Source organism: Halalkalibaculum sp. DA384, assembly GCF_043951955.1.
Taxonomy (GTDB): Bacteria; Bacteroidota; Rhodothermia; order Balneolales; family Balneolaceae; genus JAMQKA01.
The window spans coordinates 1-17,333 of the sequence record NZ_JBINJE010000021.1 but is presented as its reverse complement, the minus strand read 5'-3'; the positions used below and the strand labels follow the sequence as shown (position 1 = coordinate 17,333).

Below are 17,333 nucleotides of genomic sequence, written 5' to 3'. Positions count from 1 at the left end.
TCACCAAGGTCGGTAGTATAACTACCTCCCATCAAAGGCAGGTTCTCCAAAGGCCCCTTCTAATAACCAATTTTGGGCGGATAAATTTAGATTCAAGCAAAATTGGAGGGGGTGTCGGTTTCTCCCCAACCTGGTTAAGAGCGTGTGACGAGCTTTTCGTAGATAGGCTCACATTCTGCCAGAAGTTCCTTCAGATGCTCCGGAAAGGGAGCGGTTTTGGGTTTGTAGGGCTGAAAACCGGTGGACCGGTGTACGTTTTGGTACCAGTATTTGGCCCAGACTCCATCCTCGGGACGGGGACCGGCCGGCCATGAAAGCATCGCTCTGTCGAATGGAATTTCAAGAGTATCGCAAATTTCGGACAGCTTTTCTTCCGGGTTTATCAGCACCTCCCTGGAATCGATGACCAGCGGTTCCTGCCCGAGAGTAATCAGGTATTCCAGCAGCTCTAGGTGTTTGGCATAGCCCACGTCGCGCATCGTCGGCTGTTCCACCTTCTGGGCGTAGGAGGGCAGCATATCCCGGGGATCGCGGGTCAATATAACATTGATCGTTTCTTTCATAAAACTCCAGTCCAGATCCACAAGGTGGTGAGTCATATTCTTGAAGAAAACCACCGGGGTTTCATACTCACCGAATATTACATCTCGTATGACCTGTTCACCGTCATTAAGCTGGTCGGCAATAATCTCTTCCGCTCCGGGGTGATACTCGTCGGCGTCAGTGGAGGTCAGGTAGTGGGCATACAGCGGCTCATCGACCACCGTGGTGTCCTCTCGCTGGGCAAAAGAGTACATCAGGGCGGTGGAGATATTGCGGGGCCCGCTCCACAAGCAGATTCGCTTCGTGTCACTCATCTGTTGTCTCCTTTTTGTACCGCTTTGCGGATCGCTTCCGTATACAGTTCGTGCACTTTTTGGGTCACCGGACCCGGTACCGAGCGACTGATGGTTCGCCCGTCTACTTTTGTAACGGGCGTTACGCCCCCGAAGCTGCCGGTCACAAAGGCCTCATCTGCGCCGTAGACATCGAACAGTGAAAAATTCTTTTGATGGCAGGGAATGCCGGCTTCTTCGCACACCTCAATGATTTTGCCCCGGGTGATGCCGTTCATACAATACTGCCCGGTGGAGGTCTGGACTTCCTCGTCGTTGACCATGAAAAAATTGGTGGCGTTGCAGGTAGATACAAACCCGTTGATGTCAAGCATGAGTGCTTCATCAGCCCCGGCTTCCAGCGCCTGGATGAGTGCCTGCACCTCATGTAGCTTGCTGTGGCAGTTTAGCCGGGGATCAAGATAATCCGGCGAACCCCGGCGTATGGTGCTGGTAAACAGGGTGACCCCGCGCTTCCGGCTCTCGGGATCAGCCTTTTTGTGTTCAGCGACAATGACCAGGTTTGGGCCGGATATCGTCAATCGCGGATCCTGGCTGGGAGTTTTTTTGATACCACGCGTCAGCATTACCCGAACGTGTACGTGGTTGTGCATGTCGTTGGCTTCCAGGGTTGTCCAAATCTTGTCGGTAAGCTCTTCCCGGCTCATCCCGATATCCAGACCGATGGTGGCCGCCCCGGTCCACAACCGATCCAGGTGTTCATCCAGAAATACCAGCACGCCGTCATGCAGGCGCAGGGCCTCCCAGACGCCGTCCCCCACCAGGTATCCGCTGTCGAATACTGATATTTTGGCTTCCTCGCGGGGTTTCAATTCCCCGTTGATATAAATGAGTACGTTTTCGTTACGCGGATCTTCAAGGGCGTTGTGGGTGCCGTGGGTCATCTCTTTCTTCCTCTGGTGTGTTCAATTTAATGCATGAAAAAGTAAGGACGGTTCGGCACTACTTCCAAAAAAAATAGAGCAACGATGAAGGTCCGGGTTTGTTGGAACGCAGATGACACCGGTCAAGCCGATCTCTGCAGACAGATCATGTGAAAGCTGATATTCCGTGGTGATCGGCAATATCGGTAGTACTGGTGTTCTTCCAGTAAAAGACCGAAATCAAGGATTTGCCGTAACATTATGATGTACCGCAGATTATTCAGGAACCGGTTAAAAAAGGTGAATACCCTGTTGAAGGATGAAACCGGGTTCTGCTTTGATATTCAGTCATTTCTTTTAACTTTATAATTAACTTAAAGTTCGGGGTAAGGTGGTGTTTAATTGTGGCATGGAGGGGCACAAACCGGGCTGTTTACCCAGATATTGCCGCAAACAGAAGTACCCTTGCAGTCCGGCAGGGTTTGCAAAATTAGAAGTTTTGTCCAGGGCGGAATCTGACCAAGTTTAAATGGGTCAATTAAGCTTCCGGCGTTACAAAAAGCGGCTTCTCCCGTTCGCCGGTAGTGAAAAATGTTCTTTTAATCATATCTGCAAAGCATAGTATCAGGTTATGGAAAAAATCATGATTTCAAGTATAAAGCCACTCGGGTTGTTGTTGATAGCGTTGTTTTTGAGCTCCTGTTACAGTGTCAGGATCAAGACGGTGGAGGGGGTGCCGATGCCCGATCCCGTCAGTGACCGTACCGACTACTACCGCGATATGATGGTGATAGAAAAGGATACGGTGATAAATATGGGAGCGGTAGAACAGGATTTTACCATGTTGATCAAAGAATGTGGGGCCGACGGGCTGCATACCGTGGAGTATAGAAATACGCTTGGCGGTGTTTTGCTGAGCGGAATCACATTCGGAAGAAAACGACAGGTAAAACTCAAATACGTTTGCATGAAACCTTCAAACTAAAGGACGATGGCAAAAACAACACCTTATCAAAAGTCGGAATGGGATACGCTGCACAATAACGGTCCGTTCCCGTTAAAACTGCTTTATGTAACTGAGCTGGGAGGAGAGAGCATGTTCCCCTCCAAGACCGAGCGATACAAGGACGCCGCGGGAGAGGTTCAGCGCCTGATCCGGGAAACGGCAGAGGCAGGAGAGGGATTCCGGGCATACGGTTCCCGCTGGTCGCTCTCGAACATTGCCCACCACAGAGACCGGATGCATTACAACGGATACATGAACCTGCACCTTCCACTGGCCGGTGAGGATTATCATCCGCAGACTGGCTATGATCCTTCCGACCTTTTTTTCTTCGAGTGCGGGAATACGATCAAAGAGCTGTCCCAGACGTTAAGTTCGCACGGGAAATCGCTGAAGACAAGCGGTGCCAGCAACGGCCAGACGATTGCAGGTTCTGTTTCAACCGGTGTCCACGGATCCGCGATTGATGTCGGCTCCATACAGGATTACGTGGTGGGACTGAACCTTATTATCGGCCCGGAGCCTGATGATATTATCTACCTGGAGCGACACACCCGCCCCGCCCTGAGCAATACCTTTGCCGACAAAATAGGGGCGAGAGTCATCCGGAATGACGAGCTGTTCAACGCAGCGCTGGTTGGCCTCGGGGGATTTGGATTTATTCACGGCGTAACGATAGAGGCAGAGGACAAGTTTTTACTGCGGCGCCACGTGGTGAAAGTTGACAAAGATGTTGCCCTTGAACTGGCCGATTCGATGGATTTCAGGAACTCGGAATTCAAGATCGAGGGGGAAACCGATGAGGAGGGAAACCCGCTCCGTCCCTATCACTACAAAGTGTTTATGAATCCGTACAATGACGAGGAGGAGTATGTGGTGGAGGCGATCTATAAAAAGCCGTACGAGGTGCCGTATCCCGATCCCTTTCCGGTTGTTCAAAAATCGGTATACCGGGAGCTGATTTATCTTTTTGTCAAGATTGCGGAAGATCTCCCAAATATTATTCCCAAGCTCATTAAACAGCTGAATGATGTGGTCCTGCCCTCCGTTGACCAAACGACGATTGGAACCCACGCTGAGCTCTTTTGGGATTCGCAGTACCAGGGACCGGCTTTTGCCTGCTCTTTCGGGGTGGACCATCGGAACTCCTCGAAGGCGTGGGAAGTGCTGGCAAAGGTTGCGAGGGAGGAAGGTCCTTTTCCCGGGCTTTTTGCCATGCGGTTTGTCAAGCAGTCGGAGGCCATGCTGGCGTTCACAAAATTTCCAATAACCTGCATGATTGAGATTGACGGGGTGCTGTGGGAAAAGTCGGATAAACTTCCCAGCCTCACCGAATTTTCCCGCATGATGATCGAGGCGCTGCAGGAAAATGACATCCCGTTTACTCTGCACTGGGGTAAAAATGCCGACTGGGGATACCCGAACCTGGTAAACCATATGTACGGGACCGATGTGGTGAACAAGTGGAAAGAGCTGCGGAGTGCCCTGCTTTCCCCTGAGATGGCCCGCGTGTTTTCCAATGATTTTATGGACACCACCGGCCTCTCTTCGGTCATTGACGATGCGGATGAGGATTTGATCGCCTCACTGGATGAATAAAGACGGTATGTTTGAAAGTCTTTGCAAAACCGTTGTTTTTGGCCAATATCGTCATTTTTGCGGATGCGAACCCCTCATTTATGAGATATAAACTGTGGTTCCGAATCCGTTCAGGGGTTGATCTTGACCAAAACTCCTGGTTTTTCAAAGCACTCTTTGAAATGAAAATAGGTGGGAGGTCCGGCGATGACTGGTTGGAATCGGATCAGAAAAAGTGTCAGGATTGCGGGTGATACCATAGAAAAAAGGAGCAACAAGCTGGCCCATATTGTGGCCTCTCTTGTTGAATCGGCAGGTGTGGGTGTTGCCGACGCGCTGCACAGCACAGGTGCAAAGAGGGCGATTGAACTGCTGTTTACCTGGATGGGAGGAAGCCTGAAAGGTATATTTTCGCTTTTGTCAACGGTCATCAACGCGGTTTTGGGCATCGCTGGTGGGCTTGTCGGGGGATTCATAAAGATAGCGGGTGGACTGCTGACAGCACAGGGACGGGTAATGGCTGAAGGGGCCGGGGATATCGTTTCCGTGATTTTCGGGAGTATTATTCTCGTGGCGGGCAAGCTGGTCGCCCTGATTCAGGCAGCAATTGCTATCCAGGATTTTGAACGGCCGTTAACCACATCCGAGGAGAGAATGCTTAAAAGAGTCTTCAGGGATTCGCTAAACTGCCACGTAGTACGAGTGGTGGAAGGGCGCTCGGGACTGTTCGGGCTGAGTGAGCGTGCATTTACTCTGGGGAATACGCTCTACATGAAAACGGAAATATTCCCCGATTATCTGCTGATTCACGAAGCCACCCACGCATGGCAATATCAGCATATGGGTGCGCGATATGCCAGCGATGCCCTGATGGCCCAGTGGTTTCTCCCCGATGCGTACAACTGGCAGAAAGAGATTAGTGACCGAAAAAGAGCTGAATGGACTCTCTTCAACCGGGAGGCCCAGGCAGAGTTTTTGGCGGATATCTGGAAGTATGGGGAATTGAAGAACAGCAACGGTCAAAGGGCTGAGGAGGGAGGTGGCGCTTTTTTCGACGCAGATGGTCAGGGCATGCTTGCACATTTCAAGATTCACAACAAGGACTACACCGATATGGCCAACGACGCCGTTAATAAAATTCGGTATACGTAGTTATTGTGGCAAGCACAATGGGGTAATACGTATACCGAATTGGTAGATGATATATCCTATTTAAATCCTTGAACCAGCCCAAAGAAAAAGGTAGTAATCAGCAAACCCATTACAATTTCGAGCTTGTATGGAGAAGCATATTGGAGAATGACATTGACCACAAGCTCCCCGTAGGAGAACAGCAGGTTCAAAAGTTCAGTTGCAAATTCCATGATTTTTCCATTTTGGTTGCCACTTACTTTAAAGAGTGGTCCGGGTACAAAATGTTACAAAAATTAGTGTATTTTAATTTTTCGGGAAAAAGTATGCTTCTTGTCGGGTTTGCAACAGTATCTGGCAGGCAATGATCTGTTTTCCGTATAATGAGAGCCGGGAATCTGTGGGACGAAGGGAGGGGATGCGAAACACGTACGGTTTTCTGTTTGCCGCTCAAACTGCCAGGTATATGCCATCGTCTTCAATGGTTATAATATTCTGCTTGTAGAGGCGGCCGATCGCTTTTTTGAACGTTTTTTTACTCATTTCCAGCCGTTGGTGGATCTCTGCAGGGTCGCTTTTGTCATGCAGGTCCAGGTAGCCGTCCAGCTGTTTAAGGCGCTGCAGAATATGTTCGGCGTTGGGTCCTACCTTTTCGTATCCGATGGGGCGGAGGGTCACGTCAATTTTCTGGTCATCCCGTATTTTTTTGATGTAGCCGGTGGTTTTATCGCCGTAATATACATCCCGGAAAAATTCATTGTGGTAGATCAGGCCCTTGTGCTGTTCATTGATGATCACGTTGTATCCAAGTTCGGTTTCAGTCCAGATCCAAAGGTCTACCTCCTCTTTTTCGGCCACCGTGATATCACTGTTATCGAGATAGCGATCTATTTTGGAGGTTGCTACCAGGCGGTTGCTCTTATCGTCAAGATACATGTAAACCAGCCGCGTCTGGCCCTCCTGCATCTTCTGGGTTTGCTCGCTGTGGGGAACAAAAAGATCTTTGTCAAGTCCCCAGTCGAGGTACGCCCCGTAGATATTGACCTCGTTAACCCGTAACAAGGCGATGCTGTTGAGCGTTATTTTGGGATCCTGCATTGTGGCTGTAAGGCGTTCTTCCCCGTCTTTATAGAGAAACACGCGAACATTTTCTCCTTTCCGGAGCTTTCGTGAGGCCAGCGTTCCGGGCAGCAGCACTTCCCCGTCTGCCGGGTGGGAGGGATGCCGCAGGAAATAGCCGTATTCCGAATTTCGCGCTACGTTCAGTGTTTGATAAGTGCCAAGTGTAAACATAAGAGTCTGCTGTTGGTGAATCTAAAAAGATCACGCAAGGTAAGAGGAATGGTTCTGACAAGTCAACATTTAATCGAAAGGCATTAAATGTTCCCCCGTAAACGGTTGGGCACATAAGGGGCTATTTTTCAAAAGTCTCCATTAGAGTAGGTGAATGGAAAATGAACAAACGACCGCTTTGTTCACCTGGTTGCATCCAGGCGAAAAGTGATACAGGTATGGTTAAACTTTTATACCTGATGATGAGGATTTTTCGTTATATCCCAAATGGATTTACCCGTTTTCCTGTAAAAATTCCTGGGTAATTTCCCGGGTTCGTTCAGCTCCCATATATTTCTCCAGGTCGTAGAGCGTCACTTTTTTTTCGCCATTGTCGTAGGTATACCCTAAGTAGCCATCGTCAATCTCAGATTCAACTTCTGATGGCTTCATGCCGAGCATTTGACTTATCTCTTCAATAGAAAATTTTGAACGCATAGCGGTAAGCTTTATTCGTTTTATTGTAGATGAAATAGACCATTCGATGGATTTGTAACGAAATATAAAATAGAAAAAACTTTGCTTTAGTGGAATTCAAGATATTTTTAGATTTTTCCCCGCAAGAATGATTGATCTGTTTCGCGTCGATTGAGTAATAGCAGGGAGCTTTGCAAAACCACTACTGAGTTCGCAAGCCGGTTTCTCGGATTCGAATTCCCACATTTCAATCTAAAAAACGGTTTCGAATTTACCCAGCCGTTGATCCCGTGTAAACGTACTGGTTCCCCTTCCTGTTAGTCACTTGTCAATACCTGAAACCATATGACAACGCTGATAAATACCTTTATAAACTAAAATTTTGATGCTCTTTTTCAACCTCTTTGTGTCGGAAACAGTCAACCGTATGGTCATTCACCATGCCAACTGCCTGCATGTGCGCATACATAATAGTACTCCCGACAAATTTGAATCCCCGCTTTTTGAGATCGGATGCGAGCTTGTCAGACTCTTCCGAGGTGGACGGAACTTCGCGGATGGACTGCCAGCGGTTGTTGATCGGTCTCCCTCCCACAAAAGACCAGATATACTTGCTGAAGCTGCCGAAAGCTTCCCGGATGTCGATAAATTTTCGGGCATTGTTGACCGCCGCCCGTATCTTCTGCTCATTCCGTATGATCTCCGGATTTGATGTAAGCTGTTGAATTTTTTTCTCGCTGAAACAGGCCACTTTATCAACGTCAAAGTCGGAAAATGCCTGGCGATATCCCGCTCGTTTCTTCAAAATTGTGCTCCAGCTGAGGCCGGCCTGGGCGCTCTCAAGGATCAAAAACTCGAACTGTACCCGGTCGTCGGTTACCGGTACCCCCCACTCTTTATCGTGATATCGTACATATTCGGGGAAAGTATCCTCACACCACTCACATCTATTTTTCATATATTAGGCCTCCGTCGGATTAGAAATGCCTGCGTAATAACAGAACAAGTTAAAAGTAATTAAACAAGACCAATACGAATGCTGTGGGAACAAACTACTAATTATTTTGCCGAGAAAAGTGGAATTAGTGAAAAACTCGGAGATCAGATTAAAAGTCTTTCTCAATTTTTAGAGGAGGCGATAAGAGACAAGGATGACGCCGATCTGATTGAAGATATCACGGAACTGCCGAAGCTGGCCTCAAAGGCTTTTGACGAGGGCGATGAGGAGACAATGGAAAAGCTGAAAGAAAAAATCGGCAGCTTGTCCACCGAAAAAATCAGTTCGCTTCTCCGATATTATACGGTTTATTTTCATCTTATCAATTCGCTGGAACAGCACGAAATCACCCGTATCAACCGGGAGCGATCATTTGATACCACGGCCGATGCGCCCCGGACGGAAAGCATCGCCGAGGCGGTCTATCAGCTAAGCGAGAAAGGGTACAGCAAGGAGGAGGCGCTGGAGGTTATCGGCAAGCTCGATATTCAGCCCACCATCACCGCCCACCCGACCGAAGCGCGTCGCCACAGTATTTTGGTGAAACAGCAGCACATTACCTCGATGATAGCCAAGCTGGAACAGGAGCAGTACACCCCGGATGAACGAAAAACGGCGGTCCTGGAGATTTTGAATGAGATCCACCTGCTGCTGGCCACCGATGAGGTTCGTTCCGCCCGGGTTACGGTGGAAGACGAGGTGGAAAACGGCATGTTCTATTTTATGAATTCCATCTGGGAGACGATTCCCGTACTGTACGATGATCTTCGCGAGGCGTTCAAGACGTATTACGATACGGTCCCCGAACTGCCGATTATTCTCAAATACCGGTCTTGGATCGGGAGCGACCGCGACGGAAATCCGAAAGTGACCACGGATGTAACCTGGAACACAATTCTGGAACAGCGCGAAAACGTGTTGAAGCTGTACCTGGAGGAGCTGGACGAGATGCGCCGATACCTGAGTGTGTCCAACAACAAGTATTCGATCACGGAGGCCCTTGAAGCTTCTATTGAGCAAGACAAACAGCATTTCACCCTTTCTGACCGGTACCAGCGATTATACAAGCATGAGCCGTACCGGCAAAAAGTGACGCTAATCATGCACAAGCTCCGCCACCAGCTGAAAGCCCTTCGCGAGGGTAGAAAAGCGGAAGTGATTGAAGAGGCGCAAAAGTATACGGCGTCCGATTTTATCGGGGATCTCCAGCTGATACGGGAGAGCCTGGCCGAGGGGGGACTGAAAGGAGTTAGCAGCTACGGCAAGCTTAACAACTTGTTGATTCGAGCGCGTACCTTCGGGTTTCATCTTGCGGGACTGGATATCCGCCAGCACAGCAAGCTGCATGAGCAGGCGGTAACGGAACTGCTTTCCCTGGCAAAAGTCACCAATGACTACCCCGAACTCTCGGAACAGGAGAAAATTGATGTGTTAACTCAGGAGCTTTCCAACCCGCGCCCGCTGTGTCCCGCCAAGGCCAATATCTCTGACAATACGCGCGAACTGCTTGATGTTTTTTCCATGATCGGGGAGATGCAGGAGCTGGATAAAAACAGTTTTGGCTGTTATATCATCAGCATGACGCACGGTATAAGCGATATGCTCGAGGTACTCATTCTGGCGAAGGAAACGGGGCTGTGGAGTTACGAGCAGGATGAGGTTAAAAGCCAGCTCGACCTGGTTCCACTGTTTGAAACGATTGAGGATCTCGAGGATTGCGGGGCCATAATGAGTAAAATCTATGAGAATGACCTGTATCACAAACAGGTAATCGCCCGGGACGATTTCCAGGAGATTATGCTGGGTTATTCCGACAGTAATAAGGATGGCGGATACTGGATGGCGAACTGGGCCCTTGAAAAAGCTCAACAGGATCTTGGAAAGGTATGCCGCGAGTATGATGTGGATTTTAGGCTCTTTCACGGTCGCGGCGGAACGGTAGGTCGTGGCGGTGGCCGCTCGAACCAGGCTATTCTGGCACTTCCGCCCATTAGCAATAATGGGCGCATACGGTTTACCGAACAGGGCGAAGTGATATCGTTCCGGTATTCTCTTTCCTCGATTACCCGCCGGCACCTTGAACAGATTGTAAACGCGATGCTGCGAATTACGGTTTCCGACGAGGACCCGACCCAGGGTAACCGGGACCAGCTGGAAGAGGTGATGGAGCAGATTGCCCGGCGCTCGATGAAGGCCTATCGCGACCTAATCGACGATCCGGAATTCTGGCCGTGGTATACCGAAATCACCCCGATTGAGCATATCAGCCGCCTGCCGATCGCTTCACGACCGGTTTCGCGCAAGGGACCGGATGCGGCGGATTTTGATAACCTGCGCGCAATTCCGTGGGTTTTTGCATGGACCCAGGTGCGATTTAACGTGCCCGGATGGTACGGCATCGGGGTGGCACTCAAGGAGATGATTGACCAGGACAAGGAAAACCTGGAGCTGTTTCGCAGGTGGTACAACGAGTGGATCTTCTTCAAAACGATCCTGGATAACGCCCAGCGTGAAATGGCGCGAACGCACCTGCCAACGGCAAAATCATACACGGCCGAAGCCGACGGCAAATTCTACGGGATCATATCGGATGATTTCCGGAAGGCGGAAGAGGCGATAACGGCCATCACCGGGCTGGATGACATTCTGGACAACAGCATGGTGATCAAGCGGTCCATCTGGTTCAGAAATCCGTTCACCTATCCCCTCAACCTCATGCAGGTAAACCTGCTCAAACGCTGGAGAGCGGCGGGCGATAAAGAGGAGGAAGAGCTCCGCGAAGCCTTGTTTCTCAGCATCAACGGCATTGCCGCCGCCATGCAGAGCACTGGGTAGGAATATCGAACCGCAGAAAAAGGAATGCCGAATTTTGATTTTCCTTACTTCGGTATCCGAGATTTCTTGTTCGATATTCTGCGGTTCATAATCGCCTTCATCTGGCGCCGGAACTTGGGAGCTCCACCATTCGCGGGATGCCGTACGGGGATGTAATCCAGTTCAAGCCTGTCAAGGCACTGTTCCGATTTTCGGCCAACCGCAATGACTTTTGCGGAAGGAAAGAGATCAAAAAATGCTTCCAGCACGGGAATACCGGCCTCCAGTTCGGCATCGGTGGGAGTCCGGTTGCTGAGCATCCCATCTCCGGCATCGTATGGATGCCACGCCAGCGCGTTCCAGAGTACCACCTCGAACGGGTCTAAACCCAGAGTGTAGAGCGCCTTCCACATAATGGTTGCAGTGGGTTCAGAAAACCCTTTTTCAATTACTTCGGGACTGCTCGTTCGCTCTGGCTTCAACTCCCGGAACACGTCATCCGGCGGAATGTTGTGTGGTTTTTGTTGGTGGCCAAGCAGGATACGCTCGGAGGTCATGGCAATGCCGGTAAAATGTCCCCCCTGATATCCCAGCGCTTCGGCTACGCACAGGTATTTTGCGGAGTCAAGGCGGTCGGCAAGGTACGTCCGTAGCTGCCGGCGTCGCCTGCGGGGCGATTTCTCATCAAGATCATGCTTCTCATCCTGCTGGTACCAGGGATTAAAGAACGACCCTTCCGGGGTTTCTTCCAAGAGGTTGAACAGATGGTCTAATCTTTTTTTCACAGTAGTTTATTCAGGTCCGGGATTGAAGTTAACCATATGAGGGTTTTGCAAAGCCTTCAACATGATAAAAAATATCGGTGTACGGATGAGAAGAAAATAAAGTAGCCCCTTGTTTTCAATAAAAATGCAATACGTTTTCCATTTCGTTACATTTATTATGTTTCTCGTATCTCTTATCCGAACCATTTAAAATGGTAAGTCTGTATGCCAAGTGAACACGCTACTATCGAAATTCAGCGAGTAAAGGAAAGTCGTCTCCAGGAAGTGGATCTTGAAAGTCCCGGGTTTGGCCGGATCTTTTCCGACCATATGTTTGAAATGGAGTATCGGAACGGTCATTGGGGATTGCCCGGTATCAAACCTTACGGGACGATAGAGGTTGAACCCGCGCTCAATGTGTTTCACTATGGGCAGTCGGTATTTGAGGGGACCAAGGCCTATTATGCGGGAAATGATACGGTAAACCTGTTCCGGCCTGAGAAAAATATTGAGCGTATGGCCAGGTCCTGCAAACGGGTATGTATTCCGGAAGTGGACCCTGATCTGTTTATGCGGGCCATTGAGCAACTGATTCGGCTGGACCACCGGTGGATTCCCCAAAAAGAGGGCAATGCCCTGTACATCCGGCCATTTGCCATGGCTTTTGAGCCGGTGATTTCGGCCCGCTCCGCCAAGGTGTTCCGATTTTATATCATTACATCTCCGGTCGGATCGTACTACTCTGCGCCGGTGAGCCTGGTAACGGCTGGAAACTATGTACGCGCAGCCAAAGGAGGCACTGGGGAGATAAAAACCGCCGGCAACTATGCCGCAAGCTTGTATCCCGTACAAAAGGCAAACGACAGGGGATATGACCAGGTTCTCTGGCTCGATGCCGACCAGCACCGGTATGTGGAAGAGGTGGGCACGATGAATATCTTTTTTTTAATTGAAGATCGACTTGTGACGCCCGAGCTGGGGGGTACGATTCTACCGGGCATTACGCGGGATTCGGTCATCCAGCTGGCCAAGTATTGGGACATTCCTGTTGAAGAACGCCCCGTGCCGATAAGGGAGGTCATGGAAGCGGGTGAAAACGGCGCGCTGCAGGAGGTTTTCGGAACGGGTACGGCAGCCGTCATTTCTCCGGTAAAATCTATTTCGCACGATGGAGGTACGATAAAAATTCACGATAAAGGCCGGGGTCCGCTGGGACAGCGATTGTATGACGAAATTTACGGTATTCAAACTGGCAGGCGGCAAGATCCTTTCCAATGGATTCACCCGGTGGACCTGTAAACAGAAGCAAAGAGACGTTGGTGACTCCTCATCCATGAACTATATAGGCCTTCCTCAAAAAGTCACGGCAGGCCTTTTTCCGGGACAGGCGTGTTCCTTTTTGTGTGAACAAAACGAAAAAATCACCGCCTGTCATCGCTTCCCCTTCGGCTAAAAGAAACTCAGATGTTCCCGGTAGCAGACTTATCTAAAATAGAGATTTTCTACAGTCTGCGCATTTGTCAAAATTCCTCGCAGGGTTTCTTAACCCCTCATTTTTAATTGTTCCGGGAAATAAGCCGGTGTGTACAACGGCATTAATATCCTTTGTCCCGATCAATTTTATTTTTTACTTCCATTCCTGATAGAGCTCGTTTGTAGTTTTCGATCACTTGTCCAGCTACCTCGCGGGGGAGAGTGAAGCTGGCGGAATGGGGAGTAATCATAATATCCTGGCGGTTCCAGAACGGGTGGCGGTCGGGCAGCGGTTCTTCAGAAAACACATCAAGGCACGCGCCCTCGATCCACCCGGTATCCATGGCGTAGATCAGGTCCTCGTCCACCAGGTGCTCTCCGCGAGCGGCATTAATGAGATATGCCGGGCGCCGCAATTTCCTGAAAAGGGCCAGGTTAAGTATCTCTTCTGTATCGCTCGTCAGTGGAAGCAGGCACACCAGCACGCGGGTCGACTCCAGGAACTGGTCGAGTTCATCAGAGGCAAAAGTGTCAACCCCCTCGATTGTCCTCCTGGTGTGCGACCAGCCGTTTACCTGGTACCCGTTTTGTGCCAGGATTTCGGCCACCGGTTTGCCCAGTGTTCCCAGTCCCATAACTCCGATCGGTATCTCGTCTGGCTTTTTGTTTGGGTGCTCGCTCCATTTTCGTTCTGTTCGCTGCTGGTAGTAGGCATACATGTTGCGCTGATAGTTGAGAACGGTCATTAATATATACTCCTGCATCTGGCGCACCAGGGAGGGAGAGACAATCCGGCATACGGTTACATTCTCGGGAAGCACATCATCCCGCAGAATATGATCCACGCCGGCTCCAAGCGAAGAAATCACCTTGAGATTGGGAAACCGGTTCAGTGTCTGCTTCGGCTGATTCCAGCTAAGGATAAACTGAACGCGCTCCCTGTCTTCAATATTCGGCCAGATCTCGATGTCAAGGTTGGGATCTTCCTCCAGCAGTGCCTCTTTCCAGGCCATTAGATTGTTGTGATGCGGGGCGAGAAGCAGTAGCGACACAGCGAACGCATGGATTTATTTAAAAGTGGAGTTCAAAAATCAAGAGTGTGGACTAACATCAACGACTGTTTGAATTCAGGGTCTCAGTTGAGACCCTTTCTATGAGCATGTCGATTGCAGTACAACTGATGTCAGGCAACAAAAGCGATTTTGTAAAGTCTCCTGTGGTTTATTTCAGAAGCTGCGATTATTACCCCTGAGTTTACGGCGCATTGCTGTTGATCTCAATCCAGTAACCATCCGGATCCTGAAGGTATACCTGCCGAACTCCATCGGGACGCAGTTTTATTTTATTGGGATCTCCCTCCCAATTGTAAAAAGGAATTTTTTTATCACGCAGGTTCTGAATGAAATTGTCAAAATTTGAGACCGCCAGGGCCATGTGCAAGTATTTGTTAACGCTCACCATCTCCTCCTCCAGCAACAGGTGAAGTTCCAGATGTTCTCCCATTGAAAACCAGCGGCGGGTCGGCTTTTCTGTTTTATTTTCTACTTCCTGAAGGCCCAAGACCTCCTGGTAAAATTCAGCAGACTTGTCCAGGTCGCTTACTACAATAGCCTGGTGCTCAAAAGTGGCGGTGTATTCTTGTGCGCGGGAGCTTGTAACACCCAGGGAAAATATAAATAGTGCAAGGCATGGAAGATACCGGAAAACGGTTCGGATATTGACGGGAAACGGGAAAAGGGAATAGCGTTGCATATCTTTTCATTAAAGGCTTAAGATGGTTTATTTCATGCAGATCTCCGAGAAGCTGCCATTAGCATATGTACTGTTAAAAAAGTAACTCCGCAAGTACTAATTTGACTGATCCAAATCATGGGATGACCAGCTTCTGCCGGGAAAGGAAAATGGAATGAAACTTCATTTCTGCCACTTCAATTATAGTGGTAAATACTTGCGTTAAGTCTGTCAGGCAAATACCAATACTCTCGCAAAACAGGGTAAAAATACCTGAAATCGGCCGAATAGAACCAAGATCTGTCAACTACCAGGAACCAGAAGATATCCTCGAAAAGTATGGATAAAGAGCTTATCATAACCTGTGAGCATGCAGGCAATGAAGTTCCCAGCGGGTACCGGTCACTATTTGAAGATGATCCCGAAATTCTGAAGACTCATAGAGGTTATGACATCGGGGCGCTTGAGCTCACCCGCACCTGTGCCAGGAAACTGAAAGTAAGCCCGTATCTGCATTCGGTCACTCGTTTGCTGGTGGACCTGAACCGATCTCTTCACAGCCCTGAACTGTTTTCCGAGTTTATGGAATCGCTGGATGAAAAAGGAAGGCAGATGGTTCTTGAACAATATTACAAGCCGCACCGAAATACCGTAGAGGCACAGATTGAGAAGATGGTAAGCAAGGAAGTCCAGGTGCTGCACCTGAGCGTACACACCTTTACCCCCATATTGGACGGTTCATTGCGGGAAGTCGATATCGGATTGCTGTTTGACCCGTTCCGATCCAGCGAGACCCGGTTTTGTCATATTTGGAAAAGACTGCTTGAGCGTGATTCCGATCTGAATATCCAGTTTAACAATCCATATCCCGGTGTCATGGATGGATTTTCCACCTATTTGCGTACTAAATATACCGACTCTGAATATGCCGGACTGGAGATCGAGGTTAATCAGAAATTTCCCGAAAATCGCTCTTCCGGCAAGCGGTGGAGTCAGGTGCAGGAGCTGGTGGCAGAAACACTGAGGGAAGCTTACCAGGAGTGGAGGGCAAATTAATCCGGTATTGAGTTGGCTGTTACGACTCTGCGACCGATCGTGCTCAGATCTGAGCTTCCTGTTGTCTGCAGTGTTCTGTATTCGGGTGCTCTAAATTTGGATTGAGTTTAGGTGCTGATCTCAAAAAATGAAACTATTGTGGATTTAAATTGTTTTTCGGTATTTGCGGTACGCTCAGTGTGAAAAATCCCATACCATTTCAGACCAACTCAAACTGCCTGCTATATAGATGAAGCTGTTCACAGAACGAACGCCTTTTAAACGCGATGTTTTGTTCCTTTCCCTGTCCGGCATTTTCCTGACCTCCCTGGTGTTGGGGAATGTTATCGGCACGACTAAATTTGTTACTATTTTCTCCTTAGAGTTGCCGGGATGGCTGAAATCAATTACCCCCAGTCTTGTGCGGGACGAAAATATCTATACGATGAGTGTTCCGGTCGGGGTTGTCGCCTATCCATTCACTTTTTTGGCAACCGATCTTATTTCGGAACTATTTGGACGGAAAAAGGCACAGATGGTTATCTGGGTGGGATTTGCCATGAACATATTTATGCTTTTTCTGATGAGCGTGAATCACTGGCTCCCCAATACGGCAGGAGTCAGCGGTGGAACCAGTCTTTTTGAGGGAGTCTATGAGTTTATGGTAGGAAATACTATTGCCAGCATGATTGCCTACCTCACGGCTCAAACAGTTGATGTACGCCTGTTCCATTTTTGGAAACGTTTGACCCGGGGTAAGCACCTCTGGTTGCGCAATAATGCCTCTACAACCGTAAGTCAACTGGTTGATTCTACAGCGATTCTCTCAATCTTGTATGTGGCAGGCAATTTGGGAGACAATGTGGACAATATCGGAGCCCTGGCCATCCTTATTCTCAATTCCTATCTGTTCAAGTTCTTCTTTGCATTGTTTGATACCCCACTTTTTTATCTTGGGGTTAAATTATTTAGGAATTACGAAGAAGATCCTTCGGAATTTAGCTTGTTGGGGCCAGATCCTGACAGTGCATAAGGTTTGGCTCCAAAGAAGATGATGGAAAAAACTTTCAAAAAAACATTGACAATGCCTGCCCTATAGTCGTATATTTTGTTTCCGTTTTGGAGATGGGTTGAAGCCAATTTTCGAATTGATTTCAACCCAATTTTTTGCTCTGAATTTTTGTGTTCAGAGAGCTTCAAGATGTTGTTCTTTTCCGTAATGAGACAGACAGATAATCGCATAGTGCGACCCGTCATTCTGCGAAGCAGATGACGAAGTAAAGACGGCCGGGAGGCAAG

Annotated in this window: 16 protein-coding genes; 7 read left to right on the top strand and 9 right to left on the bottom strand. The window is 49.0% G+C overall.

The window, feature by feature from the left end:
* Positions 1–134: 134 nt before the first annotated feature.
* Together ACG2E4_RS12385 and ACG2E4_RS12380 are read right to left on the bottom strand one after the other, a co-directional pair.
* Complete coding sequence (locus ACG2E4_RS12385) at positions 135–857, bottom strand: sulfotransferase family protein (protein ID WP_395258123.1); 723 nt, start codon at positions 855–857, stop codon at positions 135–137.
* On the bottom strand, positions 854–1,780 hold the full coding sequence (locus ACG2E4_RS12380) for an aminotransferase class IV (protein ID WP_395276754.1): 927 nt from the start codon (positions 1,778–1,780) through the stop codon (positions 854–856). Before ACG2E4_RS12380 ends, ACG2E4_RS12385 begins: the two co-directional genes overlap by 4 nt.
* Before the next feature lie 622 nt (positions 1,781–2,402).
* Between ACG2E4_RS12380 and ACG2E4_RS12375 the strand changes: the two genes are divergently transcribed.
* The 3 genes from ACG2E4_RS12375 (at position 2,403) to ACG2E4_RS12365 (ending at position 5,492) form a co-directional block, all read left to right on the top strand.
* Positions 2,403–2,744 carry a hypothetical protein gene (locus tag ACG2E4_RS12375; RefSeq protein WP_395258128.1) on the top strand — a complete coding sequence of 114 codons (342 nt, stop codon included), beginning with the start codon at positions 2,403–2,405 and terminating at the stop codon, positions 2,742–2,744.
* 6 nt (positions 2,745–2,750) lie between these two features.
* Entirely contained in the window at positions 2,751–4,361 is a 1,611-nt protein-coding gene (locus ACG2E4_RS12370) for an FAD-linked oxidase (protein ID WP_395276753.1), read from the top strand.
* A 186-nt stretch (positions 4,362–4,547) separates the two neighbouring features.
* A complete protein-coding gene (locus ACG2E4_RS12365) occupies positions 4,548–5,492 on the top strand; it encodes a hypothetical protein (RefSeq protein WP_395276752.1) in 945 nt (314 codons plus the stop codon).
* Positions 5,493–5,548: 56 nt separating this feature from the next.
* Here the strand turns inward: ACG2E4_RS12365 and ACG2E4_RS12360 are convergent, their stop codons facing one another.
* The 4 genes from ACG2E4_RS12360 to ACG2E4_RS12345 all read right to left on the bottom strand — a co-directional run bounded on the left by ACG2E4_RS12360 (position 5,549) and on the right by ACG2E4_RS12345 (position 8,178).
* Positions 5,549–5,704 carry a hypothetical protein gene (locus ACG2E4_RS12360; protein ID WP_395258137.1) on the bottom strand — a complete coding sequence of 52 codons (156 nt, stop codon included), beginning with the start codon at positions 5,702–5,704 and terminating at the stop codon, positions 5,549–5,551.
* Positions 5,705–5,921: 217 nt separating this feature from the next.
* Positions 5,922–6,764 (bottom strand): S1 RNA-binding domain-containing protein, encoded by an 843-nt coding sequence (locus tag ACG2E4_RS12355; protein ID WP_395276751.1) that lies wholly within the window; start codon positions 6,762–6,764, stop codon positions 5,922–5,924.
* A gap of 273 nt (positions 6,765–7,037) precedes the next feature.
* The gene (locus ACG2E4_RS12350; protein ID WP_395258142.1) at positions 7,038–7,241 is read right to left on the bottom strand and encodes a hypothetical protein; all 204 of its coding nucleotides are present in this window, start codon (positions 7,239–7,241) and stop codon (positions 7,038–7,040) included.
* A 346-nt stretch (positions 7,242–7,587) separates the two neighbouring features.
* Positions 7,588–8,178, bottom strand: coding sequence for a DNA-3-methyladenine glycosylase I (locus ACG2E4_RS12345; protein ID WP_395276750.1), 591 nt, complete (start codon positions 8,176–8,178; stop codon positions 7,588–7,590).
* A gap of 78 nt (positions 8,179–8,256) precedes the next feature.
* On the opposite strand from ACG2E4_RS12345, the gene ppc reads away from it, so the two are divergent.
* The gene (gene ppc / locus ACG2E4_RS12340; protein WP_395258147.1) at positions 8,257–11,052 is read left to right on the top strand and encodes a phosphoenolpyruvate carboxylase; all 2,796 of its coding nucleotides are present in this window, start codon (positions 8,257–8,259) and stop codon (positions 11,050–11,052) included.
* Between the two features lie 44 nt (positions 11,053–11,096).
* On the opposite strand, the gene ACG2E4_RS12335 is transcribed toward ppc, so the two are convergent.
* Positions 11,097–11,816, bottom strand: coding sequence for a uracil-DNA glycosylase (locus ACG2E4_RS12335; protein ID WP_395258150.1), 720 nt, complete (start codon positions 11,814–11,816; stop codon positions 11,097–11,099).
* Between the two features lie 204 nt (positions 11,817–12,020).
* Here ACG2E4_RS12335 and ACG2E4_RS12330 point away from each other — a divergent pair, with 204 nt between their 5' ends.
* The gene (locus ACG2E4_RS12330; protein ID WP_395258152.1) at positions 12,021–13,094 is read left to right on the top strand and encodes a branched-chain amino acid aminotransferase; all 1,074 of its coding nucleotides are present in this window, start codon (positions 12,021–12,023) and stop codon (positions 13,092–13,094) included.
* Positions 13,095–13,390: 296 nt separating this feature from the next.
* Here ACG2E4_RS12330 and ACG2E4_RS12325 read toward each other — a convergent pair whose 3' ends face one another.
* Entirely contained in the window at positions 13,391–14,320 is a 930-nt protein-coding gene (locus ACG2E4_RS12325) for a 2-hydroxyacid dehydrogenase (RefSeq protein ID WP_395276749.1), read from the bottom strand.
* A gap of 202 nt (positions 14,321–14,522) precedes the next feature.
* A complete protein-coding gene (locus ACG2E4_RS12320; protein WP_395276748.1) occupies positions 14,523–15,020 on the bottom strand; it encodes a VOC family protein in 498 nt (165 codons plus the stop codon).
* A gap of 318 nt (positions 15,021–15,338) precedes the next feature.
* Here ACG2E4_RS12320 and ACG2E4_RS12315 point away from each other — a divergent pair, with 318 nt between their 5' ends.
* Positions 15,339–16,055: an N-formylglutamate amidohydrolase gene (locus ACG2E4_RS12315; RefSeq protein WP_395276747.1), complete on the top strand. Its 717-nt coding sequence runs from the start codon at positions 15,339–15,341 to the stop codon at positions 16,053–16,055.
* 229 nt (positions 16,056–16,284) lie between these two features.
* Positions 16,285–17,067: a queuosine precursor transporter gene (locus ACG2E4_RS12310; RefSeq protein WP_395258164.1), complete on the top strand. Its 783-nt coding sequence runs from the start codon at positions 16,285–16,287 to the stop codon at positions 17,065–17,067.
* Positions 17,068–17,333 lie beyond the last annotated feature (266 nt).